The 18,578-nt window shown below is 70.5% G+C and carries 17 protein-coding genes and 1 pseudogene; 8 read left to right on the top strand and 10 right to left on the bottom strand.

Annotated elements, in window-relative coordinates; all coding sequences use genetic code 11:
* Nucleotides 1–22 precede the first annotated feature (22 nt).
* The 6 genes from GT354_RS13725 to GT354_RS13700 form a co-directional block, all read right to left on the bottom strand.
* Complete coding sequence (locus tag GT354_RS13725) at nucleotides 23–1,285, bottom strand: alpha/beta hydrolase (RefSeq protein ID WP_161356582.1); 1,263 nt, start codon at nucleotides 1,283–1,285, stop codon at nucleotides 23–25.
* 183 nt (nucleotides 1,286–1,468) lie between these two features.
* Nucleotides 1,469–2,245, bottom strand: a complete 777-nt coding sequence (locus GT354_RS53940; protein WP_161356581.1) for an ABC transporter ATP-binding protein — start codon at nucleotides 2,243–2,245, stop codon at nucleotides 1,469–1,471.
* On the bottom strand, nucleotides 2,242–3,204 hold the full coding sequence (locus tag GT354_RS53935; protein ID WP_346012017.1) for an iron chelate uptake ABC transporter family permease subunit: 963 nt from the start codon (nucleotides 3,202–3,204) through the stop codon (nucleotides 2,242–2,244). The genes GT354_RS53940 and GT354_RS53935 overlap by 4 nt, the downstream gene beginning before the upstream one ends.
* A gap of 122 nt (nucleotides 3,205–3,326) precedes the next feature.
* Nucleotides 3,327–4,325, bottom strand: a complete 999-nt coding sequence (locus GT354_RS13710; RefSeq protein WP_346012016.1) for an iron chelate uptake ABC transporter family permease subunit — start codon at nucleotides 4,323–4,325, stop codon at nucleotides 3,327–3,329.
* Complete coding sequence (locus tag GT354_RS13705; RefSeq protein WP_161356580.1) at nucleotides 4,303–5,118, bottom strand: siderophore-interacting protein; 816 nt, start codon at nucleotides 5,116–5,118, stop codon at nucleotides 4,303–4,305. The genes GT354_RS13710 and GT354_RS13705 overlap by 23 nt, the downstream gene beginning before the upstream one ends.
* Nucleotides 5,119–5,129: 11 nt before the next feature.
* Nucleotides 5,130–6,155, bottom strand: coding sequence for an ABC transporter substrate-binding protein (locus tag GT354_RS13700; RefSeq protein ID WP_161356579.1), 1,026 nt, complete (start codon nucleotides 6,153–6,155; stop codon nucleotides 5,130–5,132).
* Between the two features lie 106 nt (nucleotides 6,156–6,261).
* On the opposite strand from GT354_RS13700, the gene GT354_RS13695 reads away from it, so the two are divergent.
* The 4 genes from GT354_RS13695 to GT354_RS13680 all read left to right on the top strand — a co-directional run bounded on the left by GT354_RS13695 (nucleotide 6,262) and on the right by GT354_RS13680 (nucleotide 10,670).
* Nucleotides 6,262–7,128 carry an AraC family transcriptional regulator gene (locus GT354_RS13695; protein WP_202511859.1) on the top strand — a complete coding sequence of 289 codons (867 nt, stop codon included), beginning with the start codon at nucleotides 6,262–6,264 and terminating at the stop codon, nucleotides 7,126–7,128.
* Nucleotides 7,129–7,270: 142 nt separating this feature from the next.
* Nucleotides 7,271–8,680 carry an NAD-dependent succinate-semialdehyde dehydrogenase gene (locus GT354_RS13690; RefSeq protein ID WP_161356578.1) on the top strand — a complete coding sequence of 470 codons (1,410 nt, stop codon included), beginning with the start codon at nucleotides 7,271–7,273 and terminating at the stop codon, nucleotides 8,678–8,680.
* A 155-nt stretch (nucleotides 8,681–8,835) separates the two neighbouring features.
* Nucleotides 8,836–9,648: an alpha/beta hydrolase gene (locus GT354_RS13685; RefSeq protein WP_161356577.1), complete on the top strand. Its 813-nt coding sequence runs from the start codon at nucleotides 8,836–8,838 to the stop codon at nucleotides 9,646–9,648.
* A gap of 152 nt (nucleotides 9,649–9,800) precedes the next feature.
* Nucleotides 9,801–10,670 carry an SAM-dependent methyltransferase gene (locus GT354_RS13680; RefSeq protein WP_161356576.1) on the top strand — a complete coding sequence of 290 codons (870 nt, stop codon included), beginning with the start codon at nucleotides 9,801–9,803 and terminating at the stop codon, nucleotides 10,668–10,670.
* 10 nt (nucleotides 10,671–10,680) lie between these two features.
* Here GT354_RS13680 and GT354_RS13675 read toward each other — a convergent pair whose 3' ends face one another.
* Both GT354_RS13675 and GT354_RS13670 read right to left on the bottom strand, forming a co-directional pair.
* A complete protein-coding gene (locus GT354_RS13675; protein ID WP_161356575.1) occupies nucleotides 10,681–11,034 on the bottom strand; it encodes a beta/gamma crystallin domain-containing protein in 354 nt (117 codons plus the stop codon).
* Nucleotides 11,035–11,318: 284 nt separating this feature from the next.
* Complete coding sequence (locus GT354_RS13670; protein ID WP_346012015.1) at nucleotides 11,319–11,750, bottom strand: MarR family transcriptional regulator; 432 nt, start codon at nucleotides 11,748–11,750, stop codon at nucleotides 11,319–11,321.
* Between the two features lie 157 nt (nucleotides 11,751–11,907).
* On the opposite strand from GT354_RS13670, the gene GT354_RS13665 reads away from it, so the two are divergent.
* Together GT354_RS13665 and GT354_RS13660 are read left to right on the top strand one after the other, a co-directional pair.
* The gene (locus tag GT354_RS13665) at nucleotides 11,908–12,795 is read left to right on the top strand and encodes an NAD(P)H-binding protein (RefSeq protein WP_161356573.1); all 888 of its coding nucleotides are present in this window, start codon (nucleotides 11,908–11,910) and stop codon (nucleotides 12,793–12,795) included.
* Nucleotides 12,792–13,220, top strand: a pseudogene (locus GT354_RS13660) (anthrone oxygenase family protein); the annotation flags it as partial. The gene GT354_RS13665 and the pseudogene GT354_RS13660, both read left to right, overlap by 4 nt.
* Before the next feature lie 138 nt (nucleotides 13,221–13,358).
* Here GT354_RS13660 and GT354_RS13655 read toward each other — a convergent pair.
* Nucleotides 13,359–15,041, bottom strand: coding sequence for an ABC-F family ATP-binding cassette domain-containing protein (locus GT354_RS13655; protein ID WP_161356572.1), 1,683 nt, complete (start codon nucleotides 15,039–15,041; stop codon nucleotides 13,359–13,361).
* A 140-nt stretch (nucleotides 15,042–15,181) separates the two neighbouring features.
* On the bottom strand, nucleotides 15,182–16,816 hold the full coding sequence (locus GT354_RS13650; RefSeq protein ID WP_161356571.1) for an ABC-F family ATP-binding cassette domain-containing protein: 1,635 nt from the start codon (nucleotides 16,814–16,816) through the stop codon (nucleotides 15,182–15,184).
* Between the two features lie 643 nt (nucleotides 16,817–17,459).
* Between GT354_RS13650 and GT354_RS13645 the strand changes: the two genes are divergently transcribed.
* Entirely contained in the window at nucleotides 17,460–18,215 is a 756-nt protein-coding gene (locus tag GT354_RS13645) for a (5-formylfuran-3-yl)methyl phosphate synthase (RefSeq protein ID WP_161356570.1), read from the top strand.
* A gap of 8 nt (nucleotides 18,216–18,223) precedes the next feature.
* Nucleotides 18,224–18,578: aldehyde dehydrogenase family protein (locus GT354_RS13640; RefSeq protein WP_346012014.1), on the top strand; the 355-nt coding region annotated here is incomplete at its 3' end.

Raw genomic sequence — 18,578 nt, 5'->3', positions numbered from 1 at the left:
GACGGGCCCGGTCGACCCGTGGTCAGCCGGCCGTGAGCGGCCGGCGCACCCGGGCGTCGACCACGTCGGCCGGCACCCCCGGCGGGCGCCGCGTGCCGGCCAGGATCGGGTCGAACCCGCTCTCGCCGCGGAGGTAGCGGCGAAAGAACGCCGAAGCGTACGCGGAGGCGAGGCTGCGTTGGGCGGTCTCGGTCAGCGGGACCTGGTCGACGTCGCGACCGTCCTGGGACAGGCACGTACCCGGCTTGCTGCCGGGCACGGCGTCGTCCTGCGCGCCGACCTGGCCGCTGCCGGGCGACCACTGGGTGTTGAAGAACGTGTGATTGGCCCCGCGCACGGTGAACTTGTGGATCGGGACGGTGTTTCGCCCGCCGTTCCATTCGAAGTACCCGCCGGTGTTCACCGCGTCGCACGTGCCCCACATGACCGCGAACGGGGTCTGCGTGACGGGTTCGTTGTCCCAGGTTCCGGTGGGGGCCAGGGTGAACACGCCCTTCACCGTCACGCCCGCCGGCCATTCGTCTCGGCGCATGTCGGCGGCCTGCTGCATGACTCCGCCGCCGCCCATCGAATGGCCCACCGTGCCGACGTTGGTCAGGTCCACCCGGCCGCGGAAGTCGACGCGGCGGGGCCGGCCGTCGCGCGGATCGGTGAAGTGGTGCGCGAGTTCGCCGCCGCCGGTCGCGGACAGTTGCTGCCACATGGCCAGATGACGATTGAGCAGGGCGGCGCGAGCGCGGTACACCGTGGGCGCCTGGCCGGACGAGGTGGCGTTGATGCCGTTGGCGCCGATCGACACCACCACGAAACCCTGGGCGGCCAACTGCCGGGCGAGGTATTCGTATCCGTTCTTGCTGGAGATCTGCTCGATCCCGGGCGCGCACGGCCACCCACGCAGGCTGCCGGCGGCGGCCTCGGCCAACTCCTGCTGCCGCGCGGCCTCGGCGGTGTCGCCCGCGGCCTCGGCGGCGTCCCTGGCCTTGCTTGCCGCCGCGAAGTCGACGGAGGCCACCCGATCGGCGCAGGTGTCCCACAGGCCGTGTTGGATCATCACCAGTGGGAAGCGCCCGTGCGCGAGGTCGGTCGGGTAGTAGACCACCCCGGCGAGCTCGTTCGCCCCCTCGTACTGCCCTGCCTCGGTCGGCGGTGGCACGAACACCCGGTCGCCGAGGTCGTATCGCACCGACGTCACCCGGTGCGAGCCCGCCGGCATCCCACCCGACGCCTGTGCCGCCTGGGCGGGCGCCGACACCACGAGCAGGCCCGCGACGACCGCTGTGGCCACCCCTGTTCGGGCCCGACTGCTCCCGGCCGATGCCCGCCAAACGTCTCGAATCCTCACGCCGCCTCCATGGCTCGCACGCACCGACTGTTCCGGTGGTCTCACACACATACGGGAGGAGGACCCGAAAGGTTGCAGCACGCGTCGAACGCGCCGCCGTCGTGCCGTCGTGCCGTCGTGGGCGGCTCAGATCGTCGGAACCACCAGGGGTGTTCCGGTCACGGGGTCGGGCACCACCAGGCTGGGCAGGCCGAAGACGTCCTCCATCAGGGCGGCGTCGACGATGTCGTCGGGGGAACCCTCGGCGCGGACCCGGCCGTCCTTCATCGCCACGATGTGATCCGCGAACCGGCACGCCTGGTTGATGTCGTGGAGCACCGCGACGATCGTGCGCCCGTCGTCGCGCAGCGCGGCGAGCAGGCGGAGCAACTGGTACTGGTGGGCGAGGTCGAGGAAGGTCGTCGGCTCGTCCAGGAGCACGTAGGGGGTTTGTTGCGCGAGCACCATGGCTACCCAGACGCGTTGGCGCTGTCCACCGGAGAGCCGGGCGACCTGCCGGTCCGCGAGGTCGCCCACACCGGCGGCGGCCATCGCCTCGTCGACCGCCCGTGTGTCGGCCGCGGTGCGCACCGAGAGCAGCGAGCGGTGCGGAAACCGTCCCCGGTCCACGAGTTGTCGGACCAGGATGTTGTCCGGTGCCGCCAGATCCTGTGGCAGGAAAGCCATTTCCTGCGCGATGTCTTTGGGCCGGTAGCGGTGGACGTCGCGTCCGTCGAGTCGTACCGTCCCGGCGGACGGCCGCAACAGACGTACGAACGCCCGCAACAGGGTCGACTTCCCCGACGCGTTGGCACCGATGATCGCGGTGAAGGCACCATCGGGTATGTCGAGGCTGAGGTTCGCCGACACCGTACGGTCGCCGTAGGTGAGGGTGAGGTCCTGCGCGGTCAGGCGTGCGGTCACGGTCGTTTGACTTCCTTGAGGAGCAACAGCAGGAGGTACGCGCCGCCGATGGCCGTGGTCACCACGCCGACCGGTAGCGTCACGGGCGCGAGCAGACTCTGTGCGACCAGGTCGGCGCTCATGAGCAGGACGGCCCCGGTGAGCGCCGCGGGGACGAAGTGGATGCCGGGTGACCGGGTGACCGCGCGGCCCAGGTGCGGGGCGGCGAGCGCGACGAACGCGACCGGTCCCGTGATCGCGGTGACCGTGGCCGTGCAGCCGGCCCCGGCCACCACCGCCAACACGCGGTGCCGGTTCAGGCGTACGCCCGACGTCACGGCGATCCCGTCGCCGAGGGCGGCCTGTTGCGTCGCCCGCGCGTTCACCGCGAGCAACACCGCCAGGACCGCGGCGGCGACGAACGCCACCTTCAGGTCGGCCCGGTCCACGCCGTTGAGCGAGCCGATGTTCCACATCTCGGCGGCGATCGCGACATCCAGGTCGGCCCGCAGGATGATCCACGAGTTGACCGCGGTGAGCATGGCGTTCACGGCGATGCCGATCACGATGAGTCGGTGGCCGCCGAAGCCGGACCGCGTGGAGAGGGTCAGGACCACGGCTGCGGTCAACAGGCCGCCCGCGACCGAGCCGAGGGCGGTCGGCATGGTCGATCCGCCGACCACGACCATCACGAGCAGCGCGCCGGTGTACGAACCGACGTCGAGGCCGATCACGTCCGGGCTGCCCAGTTCGTTGCGGGTCAGGTTCTGGAACACCGCGCCGGCGCAGCCGAGGAGCGCTCCGAAGAGGCACGCGGCGGCGACGCGCGGCAGGCGCCACTCGCGGACGACGACGGAGAGATCGCCGTGTCCGGCGAGGCCGTCGGCGACCTCCAGCGGGCTGCTCCAGGTGTCGCCCCGGCACAGCCCGGTTCCGGCGAGCACCACGAGCAGCACCAGCAGCACGGCGTTGCCTGCCACTGCACGCGGTTCCAGGCCCAGGGCGTCGCGGGCGCGGTCGATCGCACTCCGACGGCACGGCGGTGCCGTTTTCGCGGGCGACGGGACGGTGCCGGTCGGCGGGAGGGTGTTCGTGGGCCCGGTCACAGGGTGGTCCCTTCATGGCGGCGCACGACCCGGATGAGCACCGGTGCGCCGAAGAAGGCGGTGACGACCGCGACCGGGACCTCACCGGTGGGCAGCAGCAGTCGACCCGTGACGTCGGAGGCCAGCAACAGGATCGGTCCCAGCAGCGCGCTGTAGGTCAGGAGCCACGGCACCGAACCGCCCGCCGCGCGGCGCACGATGTGCGGAACCATCAGTCCCAGAAAGGCGATCGGCCCCGCGACGGCGGTCGCGGTGCCGGCCAGCAGCGTCACGACGGACAACACCGCGACGCGGGTTCGGACCACGTGGGCGCCGAGGCCGTGGGCGACGTCCTCGCCCAGGGAGAGCGTGTTCAGCGCCCCGGTCAGTGCCGACGCGCCGACGAGGGCGAGGAGGATCAGGAGGACGGGCAGCAGCAGGGGAGCCTGTTCCCGGCCCGCGAGGGAACCGACGCTCCAGAACCGGTAGTGGTCGAACGCGTCCGGGTCCAGGATGCGCAGGGACATGGACACGCCCGTGAGCACGGAGGTGAGCGCGACACCGGCCAACACCAGGCGCAGCGGGGCCGTACGGCCGACCGCGTACACCAGGACGCCGGCGACCAGCGCCCCGAACAGGGCGAGGGACACCTGTACTCCCTGGCTTCCCGCGATCCCTGTCGTGGCGCCCACGGTGACGGCGAACCCGGCACCCGACGTGACTCCCAGGAGGCCCGGTTCGGCCAGGGGGTTGCGGGTCAGGGTCTGGGTCAGGGCTCCGGCCGTCGCGAGCGCCGCGCCCACGCAGATCCCCAGGATCGTGCGCAGGACGCGGACCTCACGGATCGTCAGGTCGGTGTCCGCGCCGGAGGGGTCGACGAGCGCCCGCCACACGTCGCCGAGCGGGATCGCCCTCGCGCCGAGGACGAGGCTCGAACCGCCGACCACGACGAGCAGGGCGAGCGCACCGACGAGCAGGAGGACTTTGGGGGCGTCAGTCTTCGAGACCGGCGACACCGCGCCTCCAATACCCGGTGAACAGGGAGTCGAGGCGGCCTTTGGCCCACGCGCGGAGCGGCTTGATGTCGTCGGTCTCGCCGGCGGCGAACAGGAAGACGCGCCCGGCGGGAAGCGGCAGCGCGCGCACGGTCTCGGCGAGACGGGACGCGCCGTCTCCGTGCGCCAGCCACGTCACCTGTACGCCCTCGCGCGTGGCGAGCGGGTAGCGGTGTTCGTCGGCGTGCTCCGTCTCGACGACGATGTGCGCCGAGACGTCGGGCGAGGACTCTTCCAGCCACCGCGCCGCCGCCGGCAGCGCGGTGGTGTCGACCGCGAAGACGTAGTGGTCGTAGGTCTGCGGGAACGCCTTCGCCCCGGGTGGTCCGGCGATGGCCACATCCGCGCCCGGTTCGGCGGCGACCGCCCAGTCCGAGGCCACGCCGCCGGGGTGGATGACGAAGTCGATGTCGAGTTCGCCGGCCCGGGCGTCGTGGCGTCGCGCGGTGTACCTGCGGCTGGTGACCATCGGACGCGGCCAGGTCAGCGACTGTTCGCCGTCGGGGAGGGGGAGGCGGACGGTGCCGTCGGCGTCCGGGAAGACGATCTTGAAGTGATCGTCGAACTGATGGCTGTGGAAGCCCGCCAGGCCCGGGCCGCCGACGGTCAGGCGCAGCACCGACGTGGTCATCTGCTGCTTGCGCAGGAGGGTGACGGTACGGATGTGGATCGGGTAGCCGATCCTGGCGATTCCCTCGCCGCTCGCGTGGTGGGCGGCGACGCGGGGAGCGGGGTTGTCTCGGGGGATGTGCACGGGGCTTCCGATCACTTGGCCAGGAGGGGGGCGAGTGCCTGGTCGACGGCGTCGAGTGTCCGTTGGGCCTGTGCGTACGTCGCCGAGGCCGTGTAGCGGATCGGGATCGCCTTTCCGGCCTTGACCGCGGGCAGGTTCTTCCACAGCGGCGATTCGAGGACGTACTGCACGCCCGCGCTCGGCGTGCCGTCGTCCTGGACGGTGTAGGTGATCACGTCGGCTTCGCCCAGGCTCGCCGGCAGCTCTTCGATGGACGGTGTCTCGGAGACGTCGGACGAGCCGCCGCTCTTCTTCTTGACCTGTCCGTAGTAGTCGAGGCCGATGTCCTGCGCGATGTTCGTCCCCCACGAACCGGCGAATTCGCGCTGGAAGGTGCCCTGTTGGTTCTCGTTGTAGGCGCCGAGGTGGCCGAACCTGAGGCCGCCGACGGAACTCGCGTACTTGGCCTTCAGCTCGTCGGCCCGCTTTTGGTACGCCTTGCGGGTCTCCTCGGTGTGCCCCGCGCGGCCCGCGGCATCGGCCTGGCGCGCCGACAACTCGCGCCACGCGGACGGCAGGCTCGGGCCGATGGCGACCACGGGGGCGATCGATGCCAATCGCTTGAGGTCCATCTCGCCGAGCACCGGCTTGGGCACGCCGATGATGATGAGGTCGGGCTTCACGGCGGCGATGGCCTCGTAGTTGGTCTCCTTGGCGGTCGCCCCGCCGATCTTGTGCAGCTTGTCGTAGCTCGTGCGCTCGGGCCCGGTCATCAGCCCCAGACCTCGCGGCCAGGTGGATATGCCGACCAGGGGCGCGTTCGCCTCGATCAGCACCGGCACCGCGTAACCGGTCGCGACCACGCGCTTGGGGTCGACGGGAACGGTGATCTGTCCGTTGTCGCCGGTGATCACCCGCGTGGCGCCGCTCTTCGGGCCTTTGCCGCTGCCGGAATCGGCGCCGCTGTCGGAATCGGATCCGCAGCCCGCCAGCAGGGCGGTCGCGGTCACGGTGGCCAGCCCGGCCGAGACGAGGCGGATCAGCGGATGAACGGACATATGTATTCCTTCGGTTCGAACAGGTTCAGGCGCCCCCAATCGGTCGGCGCGAAAGGCTTAGGCTAGCCTCACCTAAGTCTTGTTGGTTGTCAGGAGAGGTCACCCGATGTCGATCAGAGGACAGGTTGCGCGCGAGGACCCGATCGCGTGCGACGCGTTCGGATATGGGCTCGGGCAGCTCGCGGGCATCCTCGTTCTCCACTACCGCACGGCCGGCCCCCTGGGATTCGGCGCCGTCCGACAGGACCTGCTCCACCAGCTCTACTGGTCACCCGACGGCATGCTCTCGGCCGTGCGCGGCGGCCGGTCCTGCTTCACGGCGCCCGGCGAGGGCTTTTGGGTCGAGCAGGCGGTGGGCCACGAGGTACGCGCCGCCGAGCGGCAGAGCGTGTACCGGATCTGCCTGCGCGAAGTACCCGAACCCCTGATCGGGTTGCGCGCCGGCCACGTGGCACTCGGCCCGGACGCGAAGCGCCTCGTCCAGGAGATCGCCACCCCCGGGTACGACGAACGCCGAGCGCTGGAGGCCCGCGCGCACATCATGGGCGATCTCGCCCCGCTCACCGCGGACATCGCCGAACAGTGCGCGGACGGCAAGGGTTTCGCCCGCTCCGTCGCCCGCGCGATGTCCCACGACCCCGCGGATCCCACGCGCCTCGACGAGTGGGCGGCTCGCCTGCATATCAGCCCCAAGACCCTCCAACGAGACTTCGTGCGCGAGTTCGGCACGTCCTTCACCCGACATCGCACGCTGCTGCGGCTCGGCGTCGCCCGCGCCCTGCTCGCCGGCGAACCGGTCTGCGTGGTGGCCCGCCGGGTCGGATACTCCAGCGTCTCCGCCTTCGTGCTCGCGTTCGCCAAGGAGTACGGCTGCCCACCCGGCCGCTACGCCCGTACCCACCCGGCCGCAACCGTCCGACCGCTCCTCGGGGCCGAAACCACCCGCACGCCGAGATCTGCGGCGCGAGGATAGGCCGCCCCGGCTCGGGCCGGTCGCGACCGCCACCGAACTCGAAGGGGCTTTTTCATCCTGTTTGTCGCCATTGATCAGGGGTAGCCCGCGACGTCGAGGGTCGGCCACAGGCCGGCCGCGCACCCCACGTCCGGAGGACCTCATGCCCGACCAACCCGCGTTCGCCACCGTCAACCCGTACACCGGCCGCACCGAACGCGAATTCGAGTGCGTCGAAGGCCGTGCCGTCGACGACGCGGTCGAGGCCGCGCACGCCGCGTACGAGCAATGGCGGGCACAACCGGTCGAGAAGCGAGCCGAGATCGTCGGCCGGGCGGCCGAGCTGATGGCCGAACGCAAGGACGAGCTCGCGGCGCTGCTGACCCTGGAAATGGGGAAACTCATCGCCCAGAGCGAGGGTGAGGTGGACCTGGCGGCGAGCATCCTCGCGTACTACGCGAAGAACGGCTCCGCCTTCACCCGGGAAACCGCCCTGGACGTCGGCGACGGCGCGGCGGTGATCGTACACGAGCCGCTCGGCGTACTGATCGGCGTCGAGCCGTGGAATTTCCCCCTCTACCAGGTGGTCCGATTCGCGGCCCCGAACCTGGTCCTGGGCAACACGATCCTGCTCAAGCACGCGGAGATCTGCCCGCAATCCGCGCTCGCGCTCGCCGCCGTGTTCCACGACGCCGGTATGCCCGAGCACGTGTACACCAACCTGTTCGTCTCGCACGACGAGATCGCCCGGGTGATCGCCCATCCACTCGGCAAGGGCGCCTCCCTCACCGGCAGTGAACGCGCCGGCGCGAGCGTCGCGGAGGTGGCGGCGAGAAACCTGAAGAAATGCGTGCTGGAGCTCGGTGGCAGTGATCCGTTCCTGGTGCTGGACGCGGAAAACCTGGACCGCACCGTTGCGGCCGCGGCGGCCGGTCGGCTCGGCAACAACGGGCAGAGTTGCGTGGCGGCCAAGCGTTTCGTCGTGCTCGACGACGTCTACGACGACTTCGTCGCGGGCCTGCGCACGCTTTTCGCCCGACTGAAGATCGGCGACCCCGCCGACCGCTCGACCACCCTCGGCCCGCTGTCCTCGGAACGAGCCGCCGCCATGCTCGCCAAGCAGGTACGCGACGCGGTCGACGCAGGCGCGAAAATCGTGATCGGCGGCGGTCGCCCGGACCATCCGGGCGCGTTCGTCGACGCCACCATCCTCACCGACGTGACCCCCGACATGGCCGCCTTCAAAGAGGAACTGTTCGGTCCGGTCGCGGTCGTGTACCGCGTCGCCGACGACAACGAGGCGGTCGCGCTGGCGAACGCCACCGACTTCGGCCTCGGCGGGTCGGTCTTCTGCGCCGATCCGGTCCGAGCCCGCCGGGTCGCGGACCGCATCGAGTCCGGCATGGTGTGGATCAACCACCCCACCTCGACCCGCGCCGATCTGCCGTTCGGTGGCATCAAACGCTCGGGCTTCGGACGGGAACTGTCCGAACTGGGCATGCGCGAGTTCACCAACGCGAAACTCGTCCGCACCTTCCCCTCCGATGCCCCGCTGGGCAACGTCGCGGGCTGAACGACGCCGAGGCTCTCGGTGCGCCTGTTCGCGGGCCGCCGAGAAGGTCGCGCTCGATCGGCGCACGGGGAAAGGGAATTCGGATTTCCCGGACGCGATGTCGCCCGGGTCCGTAACGTGGGCCCGTAGCGACTTCCGACGGGAAGGCACAGCTCATGGATTCCGGCACTTTGGCCGTACGCGGAGCCGACCTCTACCACCAAGTGCACGGCTCGGGGCCCGTGTTGCTGCTGATCGGCGGCAGCAACGTCGACACCGGTCTGTACGAGTTCCTGGTCGACGGACTCGCCCACCGACACACCGTCGTCACCTACGATCGGCGCGGCAACTCCCGTAGTCGACTCACCGATCCACCCGGTGAGCAGCTGATCGAAGAGCACGCCGAGGACGCCCACCGCGTCCTGCGCGCCTTCACGGACGGACCGGCCAAGGTCTTCGGCAGCGGGACCGGGGCCACGATCGGCCTCGACCTGCTGGCCCGGCACCCCGAACAGGTCGACCTGTTGATCGCCCACGAGCCGTTCCTGGCCGGTCTGTTGCCCGACCCCGAACAGTGGCGCGCGACCTTCGACGACATCCACGACCTGTACCTGCGCAGCGGGCGGGCGGCCGCGACGGAGGAACTGGTCCGGCTGTTCGGCCTGTCCGTCCCGCCGGTGCCGTCGGGTGAACTACCCGGCCCGATCGTCGAGATGCTCGACCGGGTGCACCGCAACGTGGACTTCAACCTGGCCTGGGAACTGCGTTCCTTCAGCCGCTACGAGGCCGACCTCGCCGCACTGCGCGGCGCGCCGGTGTGCCCGGCGGCCGGGGCCGAGGGACCGCAGACGCCTTTCTATCGCACCACGGCAGTGCTCGCCGAGCACTTGGGCCTTCCCCTCCGGGAGCTTCCGGCCGGCCACATGGGCTACGTCGAACGGCCGGCCGAATTCGCCGAGGCGCTGATCTCCCTGCTCGACGGGGCGTAAGGCTCGCCCCGAACCGGGAACCCCACGACGGAGCACGCCCGGCAGCCCGATACCAACGACGCGTTTCCGCACGGCGACCACAAGCGGCACCCGGACTTCCCGCGCACCACGGCCGACCACATCCGATCGCCCGCACGGCAAGGAGACGGCTTGTGCCCCCAGAGCTCGATGCGTTCGGTCGGACCGCGCTGCTCGCCGCGGCCCTGCGGGCAGCGGAGAACAACCGTCGGGACCGCCTCTTCGAGGACCCCTACGCCGAACAGCTCGCCGGAGAAGTCGGTTTCGACCTGCTGGGCGTCCTGCACGGCAGGATCTACCCGACCGGGACCCGCGAGGTGGTCACCGGCCCCGACGACGCCGCCATTCGAACCCGGTTCTTCGACGACTTCTTCCGGTATGCCGCCCGGCTGCCGTCCATGCGGCAGGTCGTGCTGGGCGGGGCGGGCATGGACACCCGCGCCTACCGCCTCGACTGGCCGGAGCGCATCCGTTTCTTCGAGATCGATCGAGCGGCGGTGTTGACGTACAAGCACGAGCGCCTCGACGGCGCCCGGCCACGTGTCGAGCACCGCACGGTCGCCACCGACCTGGTCGACGCTTCCTGGGAAACCGACCTCGACGCGGCCGGCTACGACCCCGAATCACCGTGCACCTGGCTTCTCGAAGGGTTGTTCCACTACCTGACGGAATCCGGTACCCACCGGCTGCTGGACCGCGTGGCGGCCGTGACGCCCCGGGGCAGCCTGATCGCGGCCGACATCTACAACACCGCGGCCCTGGCGTCCCCCTACTGGCAACCCATGTGGGACCTGTTGAAAGGCTGGGGCTGTCCCGTCCTGTTCGGCTGCGACGACATCGAAAGCCTCTTCGCCGAGCACGGTTTCGACGTGCGGACCGTGGCGCCCCGCGAGGAGGGCACCACGTATTACGACCGCTGGGACGACCCACTCCCGTCGCCCCTGCCCCTCCCCCCGCAAACCGACCTCCCGCGCCTCCATTGCCTGCACGGAATACGCCGCTGACTCCCGCTCGTCACACGATCTGGATGGCCGCAACCCTCGGCGGGCGGTTCGGGAAGGTGATGTCGTGCCAGCGCTCGATCTTCACCGAGTCACCGTTGACGTCGTAGTAGATCAGGTCGTTGTTGCCGGTGGAGATCCGGTCGACCCACCACCCGCCGAAGTCGGTCTTTCCGCCGTTCGCGTAGCAGTCGACGCTCTCCCGGCCGTCGAGGTGCGACCAGATCTTCAGGAAGTTCTCTCCGCCGACACACTGGACGTGGTCGATGGCGTACGCGTTGCCGCTCGGCAGGCCGAGGGCGAGCATGGCCGCTGCGGCGAGCGATACGGCCATGGAGCGCGCGACCCTCTTGCTCTTCGAGATCACAGACTCTCCTTTCACGCGAAGACCGGCGCAAGGCCCGGCCCTGTAGGCGACGTTGCGTCATGACGCAACGGTGCTTCGTCGAACCGGCAGACGACCGGCTTCCCACCAGCTCGACCCCTCACGGCTCACATCGGGAGCAACCGGAGGAATCGGAAGGGCCAACGTAACGATCTTCGTCCGCCGAAAGCACCGCCGAGCCGAAACATCACCCGATCGTGGGTGGTCACGGAAGCAACGTCCGGAGTTCACCCCCGGCGCCGACGTCGACCCGTCGGTTCGACCCGTCAGTCGGCCAGGTCCTCGGTCGCGTCTCGTCCCGCCGTCGCGGCACGGTGGAGGAATTCCGCGAAACGTTCGAGCTCCGCGCCTTCGTAGTCGGCGCAGATCCGCTCCACGGAGGTGTTCATGCCGGCGAAGAGCGCCAGCAGTTCGGCGTTGCGATCACGCAGGGCCCGAACCCGGGAGCCCCGGCGGTCGGAGGGGTCCGGCTCGCGGGAGACCCATCCGGCGCGTTCGAGTCGGTCGAGGACTCCGGTCATCGTGGCGGCGTGCAGACCGGCGCGCCGCGCCAGTGCGCTCGGGCTCAGCGGGCCGTAGGCATTGACGAGGTCGAGGCAGTCCAAGTCGACGTCTCGGAGCGTCAGATGGGTGCTGACCTGCCGATTGAGCAGCGACAGTTGAAGGCTCAGCGCCCGCAACCCCTCTTTGACATCCACGGTCGCCCGTCGGCGCCGCCGGTCCGTGTCGCCTGCGTCGTTGCCTGCGCCGTCAGGTGTTACGGATTCCATAATGTACGCCTCTCAAATCAATATGTTACGGTTCTCATATATTACGTCACGCGAACAACCGTGACCCGAGCGAGGAGACGCCCTCATGTTCCTGGTGATCGGAGCGACCGGAACCGTCGGACGCGAAACGGTGAACCTGCTGCTGGAGTCCGGCCACGACGTGGCGGCGGTCACCCGCGATCCCACCGCCGCCGCACTGCCCGCCGACGCGCATATCGTCGCCGGCGACCCGTCCGAGCCCCACACGCTGACGTCGATGCCCGACGGCGTCGAGGCCGTCCTGCTCAGCCCACGCGCCGCCGGCAGCGCGAGTTCCGAACTGCTGTCACAGGCCGCGGCTCGGGGCGCGCGGCGGGTGGTGGTGCTGTCGGCCGCGACCGTGCAGCACCCGGTCGGCCATCCGCGCTTCATCGAGGAGTTCAAGCGGGTCGAGGCCGCCGCACGAGAGTCCGGTCTGTCCTGGACGTTCCTGCGGTGTGCCGACTTCGCCGCCAACGCGCTGGCGTGGGCGCCGCAGATACGCGCGACCGGCGTCGTGCGCGGCGCCCATGGCGGCGCGGCGACCTCGCCGATCCATCACCGCGACCTCGCGGAGGTGGCGGTCGCCGCGCTGACCGACCCCGCCCACGCCGGACGCTCCCACCTGCTCACCGGCCCACAGTCGATCACGCAGTACGAAAAGGTCCGCCTCATCGGAGAGGCCGTCGACCGGACACTGACCTTCCAAGAACTGGCTCCCGAGCAGGTCCGCCGGGCAATGCTCGCCCAGGGCCTCCCCGAGGACGTCCCCGACCGGCTGCTCGGTTCGCTGGCCGACTACGCCGACAGCCCCGGCCCGACCACGAACACCGTGGAACGGCTCCTGGGGCGACCCGCGCTGACCTTCGCCACGTGGGCCGCCGACAACTCCGTGGCCTTCACGGCTCGGACCGGCACGGCGGCACCCGCCCTCGGTGGGGAGGGACGGGCATGACCGACACCCCGATCGGCGCGATTGCGCGATGGGTGAGCCTGCTGTTCTCGGGCCTGTTCGCAGGCTTCCTCAGCGGAGTGCTCGTGCTCGAAACGTCGCTTCGCGGTGCGGACCGCCACGTCTACACCCAGGTGCGGCACGTGGAACTCGATGCGCTGGACAAACTCGCGACCGCGACACTGCTGCCGGCGCTCGTCGCCACCGCGTTTCTGGTCGCCGTCACGTTCAAGTCCGGGGGACGCGCGTTCCGCTTGCGGTCGACCGGACTCGCGCTGCTACTCCTGATCGTCGCCGTGACACTCGCGGTCAACATGCCAGTCAACGCCGACCAACTCGACTGGGACGCGCAGGCACCCCCCTCGGATTGGGCGAGCGTGCGTGACCACTGGCAGATCGCCCACGCCATCCGGACCGGCGCAGCGGTCATCGCGTTCGCGACGCTCATCGCCGCCGCAACGCAGCCGGCACGCACCGCCCCCCTGTTCCGGTGGTTCCGACAGGGCGGCCACCGGCGCGGGGGGCAACGCGGACGGGCTGATCCCGCTCGCGCCGGTTCGGCGTGCTCACAGGTGGAACTCCCTTCCCTGCCAACGGTTTCGCAGCCACCGATCATGGCTTGCCACGACGATCGCGCCGGGGCCGGGGCCCAGTGCCTCCTCCAGTTCGTCGGCCAGTCGGGGCGAGAGGTGGTTGGTGGGCTCGTCGAGCAGGAGCAGCGTCGGCGGGTTCGCCACCAGCAGGGCCAGGGCGAGCCGGCGGCGTTGGCCCACCGACAGGTGCCCGACCCGTCGGTCCAGGTCGTGCGGGCCGATCAGGCCGAGCGAGAGCAGCGGTACGGCTTCCGCGCGTGCGGCGCCGAGGGCCGCCGTGTAGGTGGTGCGCACGGTGCGGTCCGGTCGGGCGAACACGGTGTCCTGAGCGAGCATGGCGACCGTGAGCCCCGGGCGGCGGCGGAGGTCGCCGAGCGCCGGCACGTGACCGGCGAGGACGGCGAGCAGGGTCGACTTGCCGGCGCCGTTGGCCCCGGTGACCAACAGGCGGTCGGTCGCCGGCACGTCGAGACGGTCGACGCGCAGCCGGCCGGGCACGGTGACCCGGCGCAGGGACAGCAGCATCTCCGGGGCGTCGCCCGCGAGTTCGGTGGACTCGGTGAACCCCGTTGGGTCACCCGGGAGTTCGGTGCATTCGGTGGACCCCGCCGGGTCGCCCGCGAGCGCCGCCGGGCGGAACCGCAACGGCTCCGGCGGCTCGCGAACCTGGTCGCGGGCCAACTCGTCGAGGCGCCGCGACGCGTTGCGCACCTGCCGGGCGATCCGGTTCTGCACCCGGCCGCCGGCATGTCCGTAGCCCATCTTCTCGTTGTCCCGTTTGACGCCGCCGCGCCCGACGCGCTCCCCCGTCGACGCGACCACCGCACGCAACGCGGCGAGTTCCTTCTGCTCGTCGGCGAAACGCCGTTGCCACCGGTCACGTTCCGCGCGCCGGTGGGCCTGATAGCCGGTGTAGTCGCCGCCGAACCGGATGGGCCCGTGCACGGCCGGGTCGAGGTCGATCAGGTCCGTGCAGACCGCGTCCAGGAACGCCCGGTCGTGGCTCGCCGCGACGACGATCCCCGGCAGCGTGCGCAGTTGCTCCTCCAGGAAGGCAGCGGCCGGGTCGTCGAGGTGGTTGGTGGGTTCGTCCAGGAGCAACGCCGTCGGCCGCCGAACGAGCAGCGCGGCGAGCGCGAGTCGGCCGCGCTGACCACCGGACAGTGACGCGAGCGTCCGGTCGTGCGGCAGGCGCCCCAGGCCGAGGCCGGCGAGCATCGTTTCGGCGCGTCGGTCGGCGTCCCAGACCTCGTGGTCCCGGGCGTGGTCGAGTTCTCGACCGTACTCGGCGAGCAGACCGGCGTAGCCGGGCGAGTCCGGTGCGGCGTCACCGAGCGCGCCGGTGAGCCGGTCGAGGCGGGCCAGGGTCTCACGGGCCGCGCGAAGTGCGTCGTCGAGCACGTCGGCGATCGTCGTCGCCGGCTCGAACGGCAGTTGCTGGTGCAGGTATCCGAGGTCCACGGGACGCACGACCGTACCCGAGTCGGGTTGGTCGATCCCGGCGAGCAAGCGCAACAAGGTGGACTTGCCGACGCCGTTCTCGCCGATCAGGGCGATCCGTTGTCCGGGGGCGGCGACGAGGGAGACCCCGTCGAGTACCCGGCGGGTGCCGAGGATCCGGACGAGGTCGTGTGCGAGCAGGGGTGCTGGGGGCATGAGACACCGCCGGGGGAAGGGTTTTCCCGGTCGGGGCGGCCCGACCGGGCAGGAACGGGGGGCGCGCCGGCGCGGGACGGACGGGTGCCTGTCCTGCGCCGGCGCTCCGGTGGTACGCGGAGCCGGTGGGACGTGGCGGGTCAGTCCCCGTCCGGGCCGATGTCGCGCAATAGGCCGTCGCGCAGCAGCAGTCGGCGGTCCACCTTGATCTCGGTCAGGAAGCGCTCGTCGTGGCTGACCACGACGAAGGCGCCCTCGTAGGCGTTGAGCGCGCTTTCCAACTGGCCGACGCCGACCAGGTCGAGATTGTTGGTGGGCTCGTCGAGCAGGAGCAACTGCGGTGCCGGTTCGGCGAACAGGATGCATGCCAGGGTGGCCCGCAGTCGCTCTCCGCCGGACAGTGCCTCGACCGGAAGGTGGATCCGCGCGCCCCGGAACAGGAAACGCGCCAGCAGGTTCATCCGCTGCGCCTCGGGCATCGCGGGGGCGAACGTGGTGAGGTTTTGGACCACCGTGCGGTCGGGGTCCAGCAGGTCCAGCCGCTGGGACAGGTAGGCGACCCGGCCGTCGGCCCTCCTGATCTCGGCGCCCTCCGGCGGCACGTCCTGGCCGATCATCCGCAACAGGGACGACTTCCCCGCGCCGTTGGGACCGGTCAGCGCGATCCGTTCGGGTCCGCGGATGGTCAGCGTGACGCCGCCTTCCTCGAACAGCGCCCGCCGCCCGTAGCGGACCTGCATCGCCTCGCCGTGGAAGACGGTACGGCCGGCCGGGACCTTGGTCCCGGGCAGTTCCAGGCTGATCCGTTGTTCGTCGCGTACGGCGCGTTCGGCCTCGTCCAGGCGGGCCTTGGCCTCGCCGACGCGCGCGGTGTGGGTCTCGTTGGCCTTGCCCGCCGATTCCTGCGCGTTGCGCTTCATCGTGCCCGCGAAGATCTTCGGCAGGCCCGCGTTGCCGAGATTGCGGGCGGCGTTGCTCGCCCGCCGCGCGGCTCGCTCGCGGGCCTGTTGGAGTTCCCGCTTCTCGCGTTTGACGTCCTGTTCGGCGTTGCGGATGTTCTTCTCGGCGACCTCGCGCGCCGCCGCGACCGCGGCCTCGTACTGCGTGAAGTTGCCGCCGTGCAGCCGTAGTTCGCCCCGGTCGAGTTCCGCGATGCGGTCCATCCGGTCCAGCAGTGCCCGATCGTGGGCAACCAGCAACAGGACGCCGTTCCAGCTCTCCAGCAGGTCGTAGAGCTTGTGCCGCGCGTCGAGATCGAGGTTGTTGGTCGGCTCGTCGAGAAGCAGTACGTCCGGCCGCTTCAGCAGTTGTGCCGCCAGGCCGAGGGAGACGACCTGGCCGCCGCTGAGGGTGTGCAGTTCTCGGGTGAGCGGGAGGTCACCGAGGCCGAGCCGGTCCAGTTGGGCCGCGGTGCGCTCCTCGATGTCCCAGTCGTCGCCGATGGTGGCGAAGTGCTCGTCGGCGGTGTCACCGGATTCGATGGCGTTCAGCGCTTCGATCACCGGGGCGACGCCGAGTACTTCGGCCACGCTCAGGTCGCCGGCCAAGGGCAGGGTCTGCGGGAGGTATCCCAGGACACCGTCGACCGACACGGTGCCACCGGTGGGTCGGTACTCGCCGGCGATCAGCTTGAGCAGCGTGCTCTTGCCGGCGCCGTTGGGGGCGACCAGGCCGGTTCGCCCCGGGCCCACGGTGAACGAGAGGTCCCGGAAAACGGGGGTGTCGTCGGACCAGGAAAAGGACATACGGGTGCAGATGACGGATGCGTCGGGCATGTGAAAGAGCCTCGTGACGGTGATGTGGGTGCGCGTGGGCGCCCCGACGGGGAACAGGGGATCGTGGAACGACGACATGACCGAGGCCGCTGCGCGTCGCGCGCGCCTGCCGTCGGTCGGGCTCTTCCGGTATCAGCCGGAGATGTCGTCTTCTGTTCCCACGCCGCTCTCCCAGGTCTTCCGAATCACTGCCTCGCAACATACCAGTCGCGTGGCGAGCGGTGTCGGCACCTCGACTGCGTCGGTCGGGCGCACCGAGTGGGATGTGCCGATGCGCGGCTGCGCAGACGAGCACTGTCGTGCACACGTGCCGTCTCGTCCGGCTCGTCGTAGTCCGGTAACCACGGCCAACCTCCGTGCCCATCAGTGTGGTTCGCACCGGCTCCGGCGTACGCGAGGGTGTCCGCTGTGCGGGGGCCGGCTCGGTCTGCCGCAGCCGGCCGCCTCCCCTCCCGCCCGCGTCACGTACCGGTGTGGAGGGCGCGCGAGGGAGCGAACACTTCCCGAAAGCGCCTTTTTTGGCCTTCGCACGCCCTACCGATCCGCCGACGACCGCGGCCATGATGAACCGAAAGCAAACGATCCGCGACACTCCGCACACTCTCTCCTCATTCGGGAGGGTATGCGGCGAAAGGAGACCAGTTTGTTGCTTCTCATCTCCCCGGACAGCGTCGAGGAGGCCGTCGACTGCGCGAAGGCGGCGGCGTACCTCGACATCGTCGACGTCAAGAAGCCCGACGAAGGCTCGCTCGGCGCGAACTTCCCCTGGGTCATCCGGGAGATCCGCGAAGCGGTGCCGGCGGACAAGCCGTTGTCCGCCACGGTGGGAGATGTGCCGTACAAACCCGGCACCGTGGCCCAGGCGGCGCTCGGCGCGGCGGTTTCCGGAGCCACGTACATCAAGGTCGGCCTCTACGGATGCACGACGCCGCAGCAGGCCGTCGAGGTCATGCGCGGGGTCGTCCGGGCGGTGAAGGACTATCGGCCGGACGCGTTCGTCGTCGCTTCGGGCTACGCCGACGCCCACCGGATCGGCTGCGTCAATCCGCTCGCGCTGCCCGACATCGCCTTTCGGTCCGGTTGCGACGCGGCGATGCTCGACACCGCGATCAAGGACGGCACCCGACTGTTCGACCACGTTCCTCCCGCGGTGTGTGCGCAATTCGTGCGGCTGGCCCACGAGGCAGACCTGCTCGCCGCCCTCGCCGGCAGCGTCACCGTGGGCGATCTCGGCGAACTGACCCGCATCGGTACCGACATCGTGGGCGTGCGCGGGGCGGTCTGCGACCGGGGCGATCGCAACACCGGACGGATTCGTCCACACTTGGTGGCCGCCTTTCGGGCCGAGATGGACCGGCATGCCCGAGAGCACGCGGCCGCCGTCGCCGCCCCGAACTGATCGCCGGCGTGCCGACACGTGGGCCTCGATCTCGTCGCGCGCCCGGAGATCGTGACGAGCGTTTCGCCGTGGTCGACCCGGCAACCGGGGAGGCTTTCGACGAAGCTCCCGACCGGCGGCCGGACGAGGTCGACGCCGTTGTCGATCGAGCCCACCAGGCCTGGCGCGGTTGGCGCGCCGACCCCGCCGCCCGCACCGCCGCGCTGCTCGCGGCGGCCGACGCCGTGGAGGCGGCCGAGGTCGAGCTCGCTCCGCTGCTCACTCGGGAACAGGGCAAACCCCTGGCCGAGTCGTCCGCGGAGGTCGCCCGCACGGCGGCCCGGCTGCGCTACTTCGCGACGTTGGTCCCCGAACCCCGACCGA

Origin of the sequence: Streptomyces sp. SID3343, assembly GCF_009865215.1 — a bacterium.
GTDB lineage: Bacteria > Actinomycetota > Actinomycetes > Streptomycetales > Streptomycetaceae > Embleya.
Note: the sequence above shows the minus strand (reverse complement) of the source record. Positions and strands in the feature narration are given on the sequence as shown.

Coding starts and splice junctions, on each gene's coding strand:
- GT354_RS13665 (WP_161356573.1), top strand. CDS start 11,908: ATGTTCCTGGTGATCGGAGCGACCGGAACCGTCGGACGCGAAACGGTG.
- GT354_RS13695 (WP_202511859.1), top strand. CDS start 6,262: ATGTCGATCAGAGGACAGGTTGCGCGCGAGGACCCGATCGCGTGCGAC.
- GT354_RS13655 (WP_161356572.1), bottom strand. CDS start 15,041: ATGCCCCCAGCACCCCTGCTCGCACACGACCTCGTCCGGATCCTCGGC.
- GT354_RS13685 (WP_161356577.1), top strand. CDS start 8,836: ATGGATTCCGGCACTTTGGCCGTACGCGGAGCCGACCTCTACCACCAA.
- GT354_RS13650 (WP_161356571.1), bottom strand. CDS start 16,816: ATGCCCGACGCATCCGTCATCTGCACCCGTATGTCCTTTTCCTGGTCC.
- GT354_RS13690 (WP_161356578.1), top strand. CDS start 7,271: ATGCCCGACCAACCCGCGTTCGCCACCGTCAACCCGTACACCGGCCGC.
- GT354_RS13700 (WP_161356579.1), bottom strand. CDS start 6,155: ATGTCCGTTCATCCGCTGATCCGCCTCGTCTCGGCCGGGCTGGCCACC.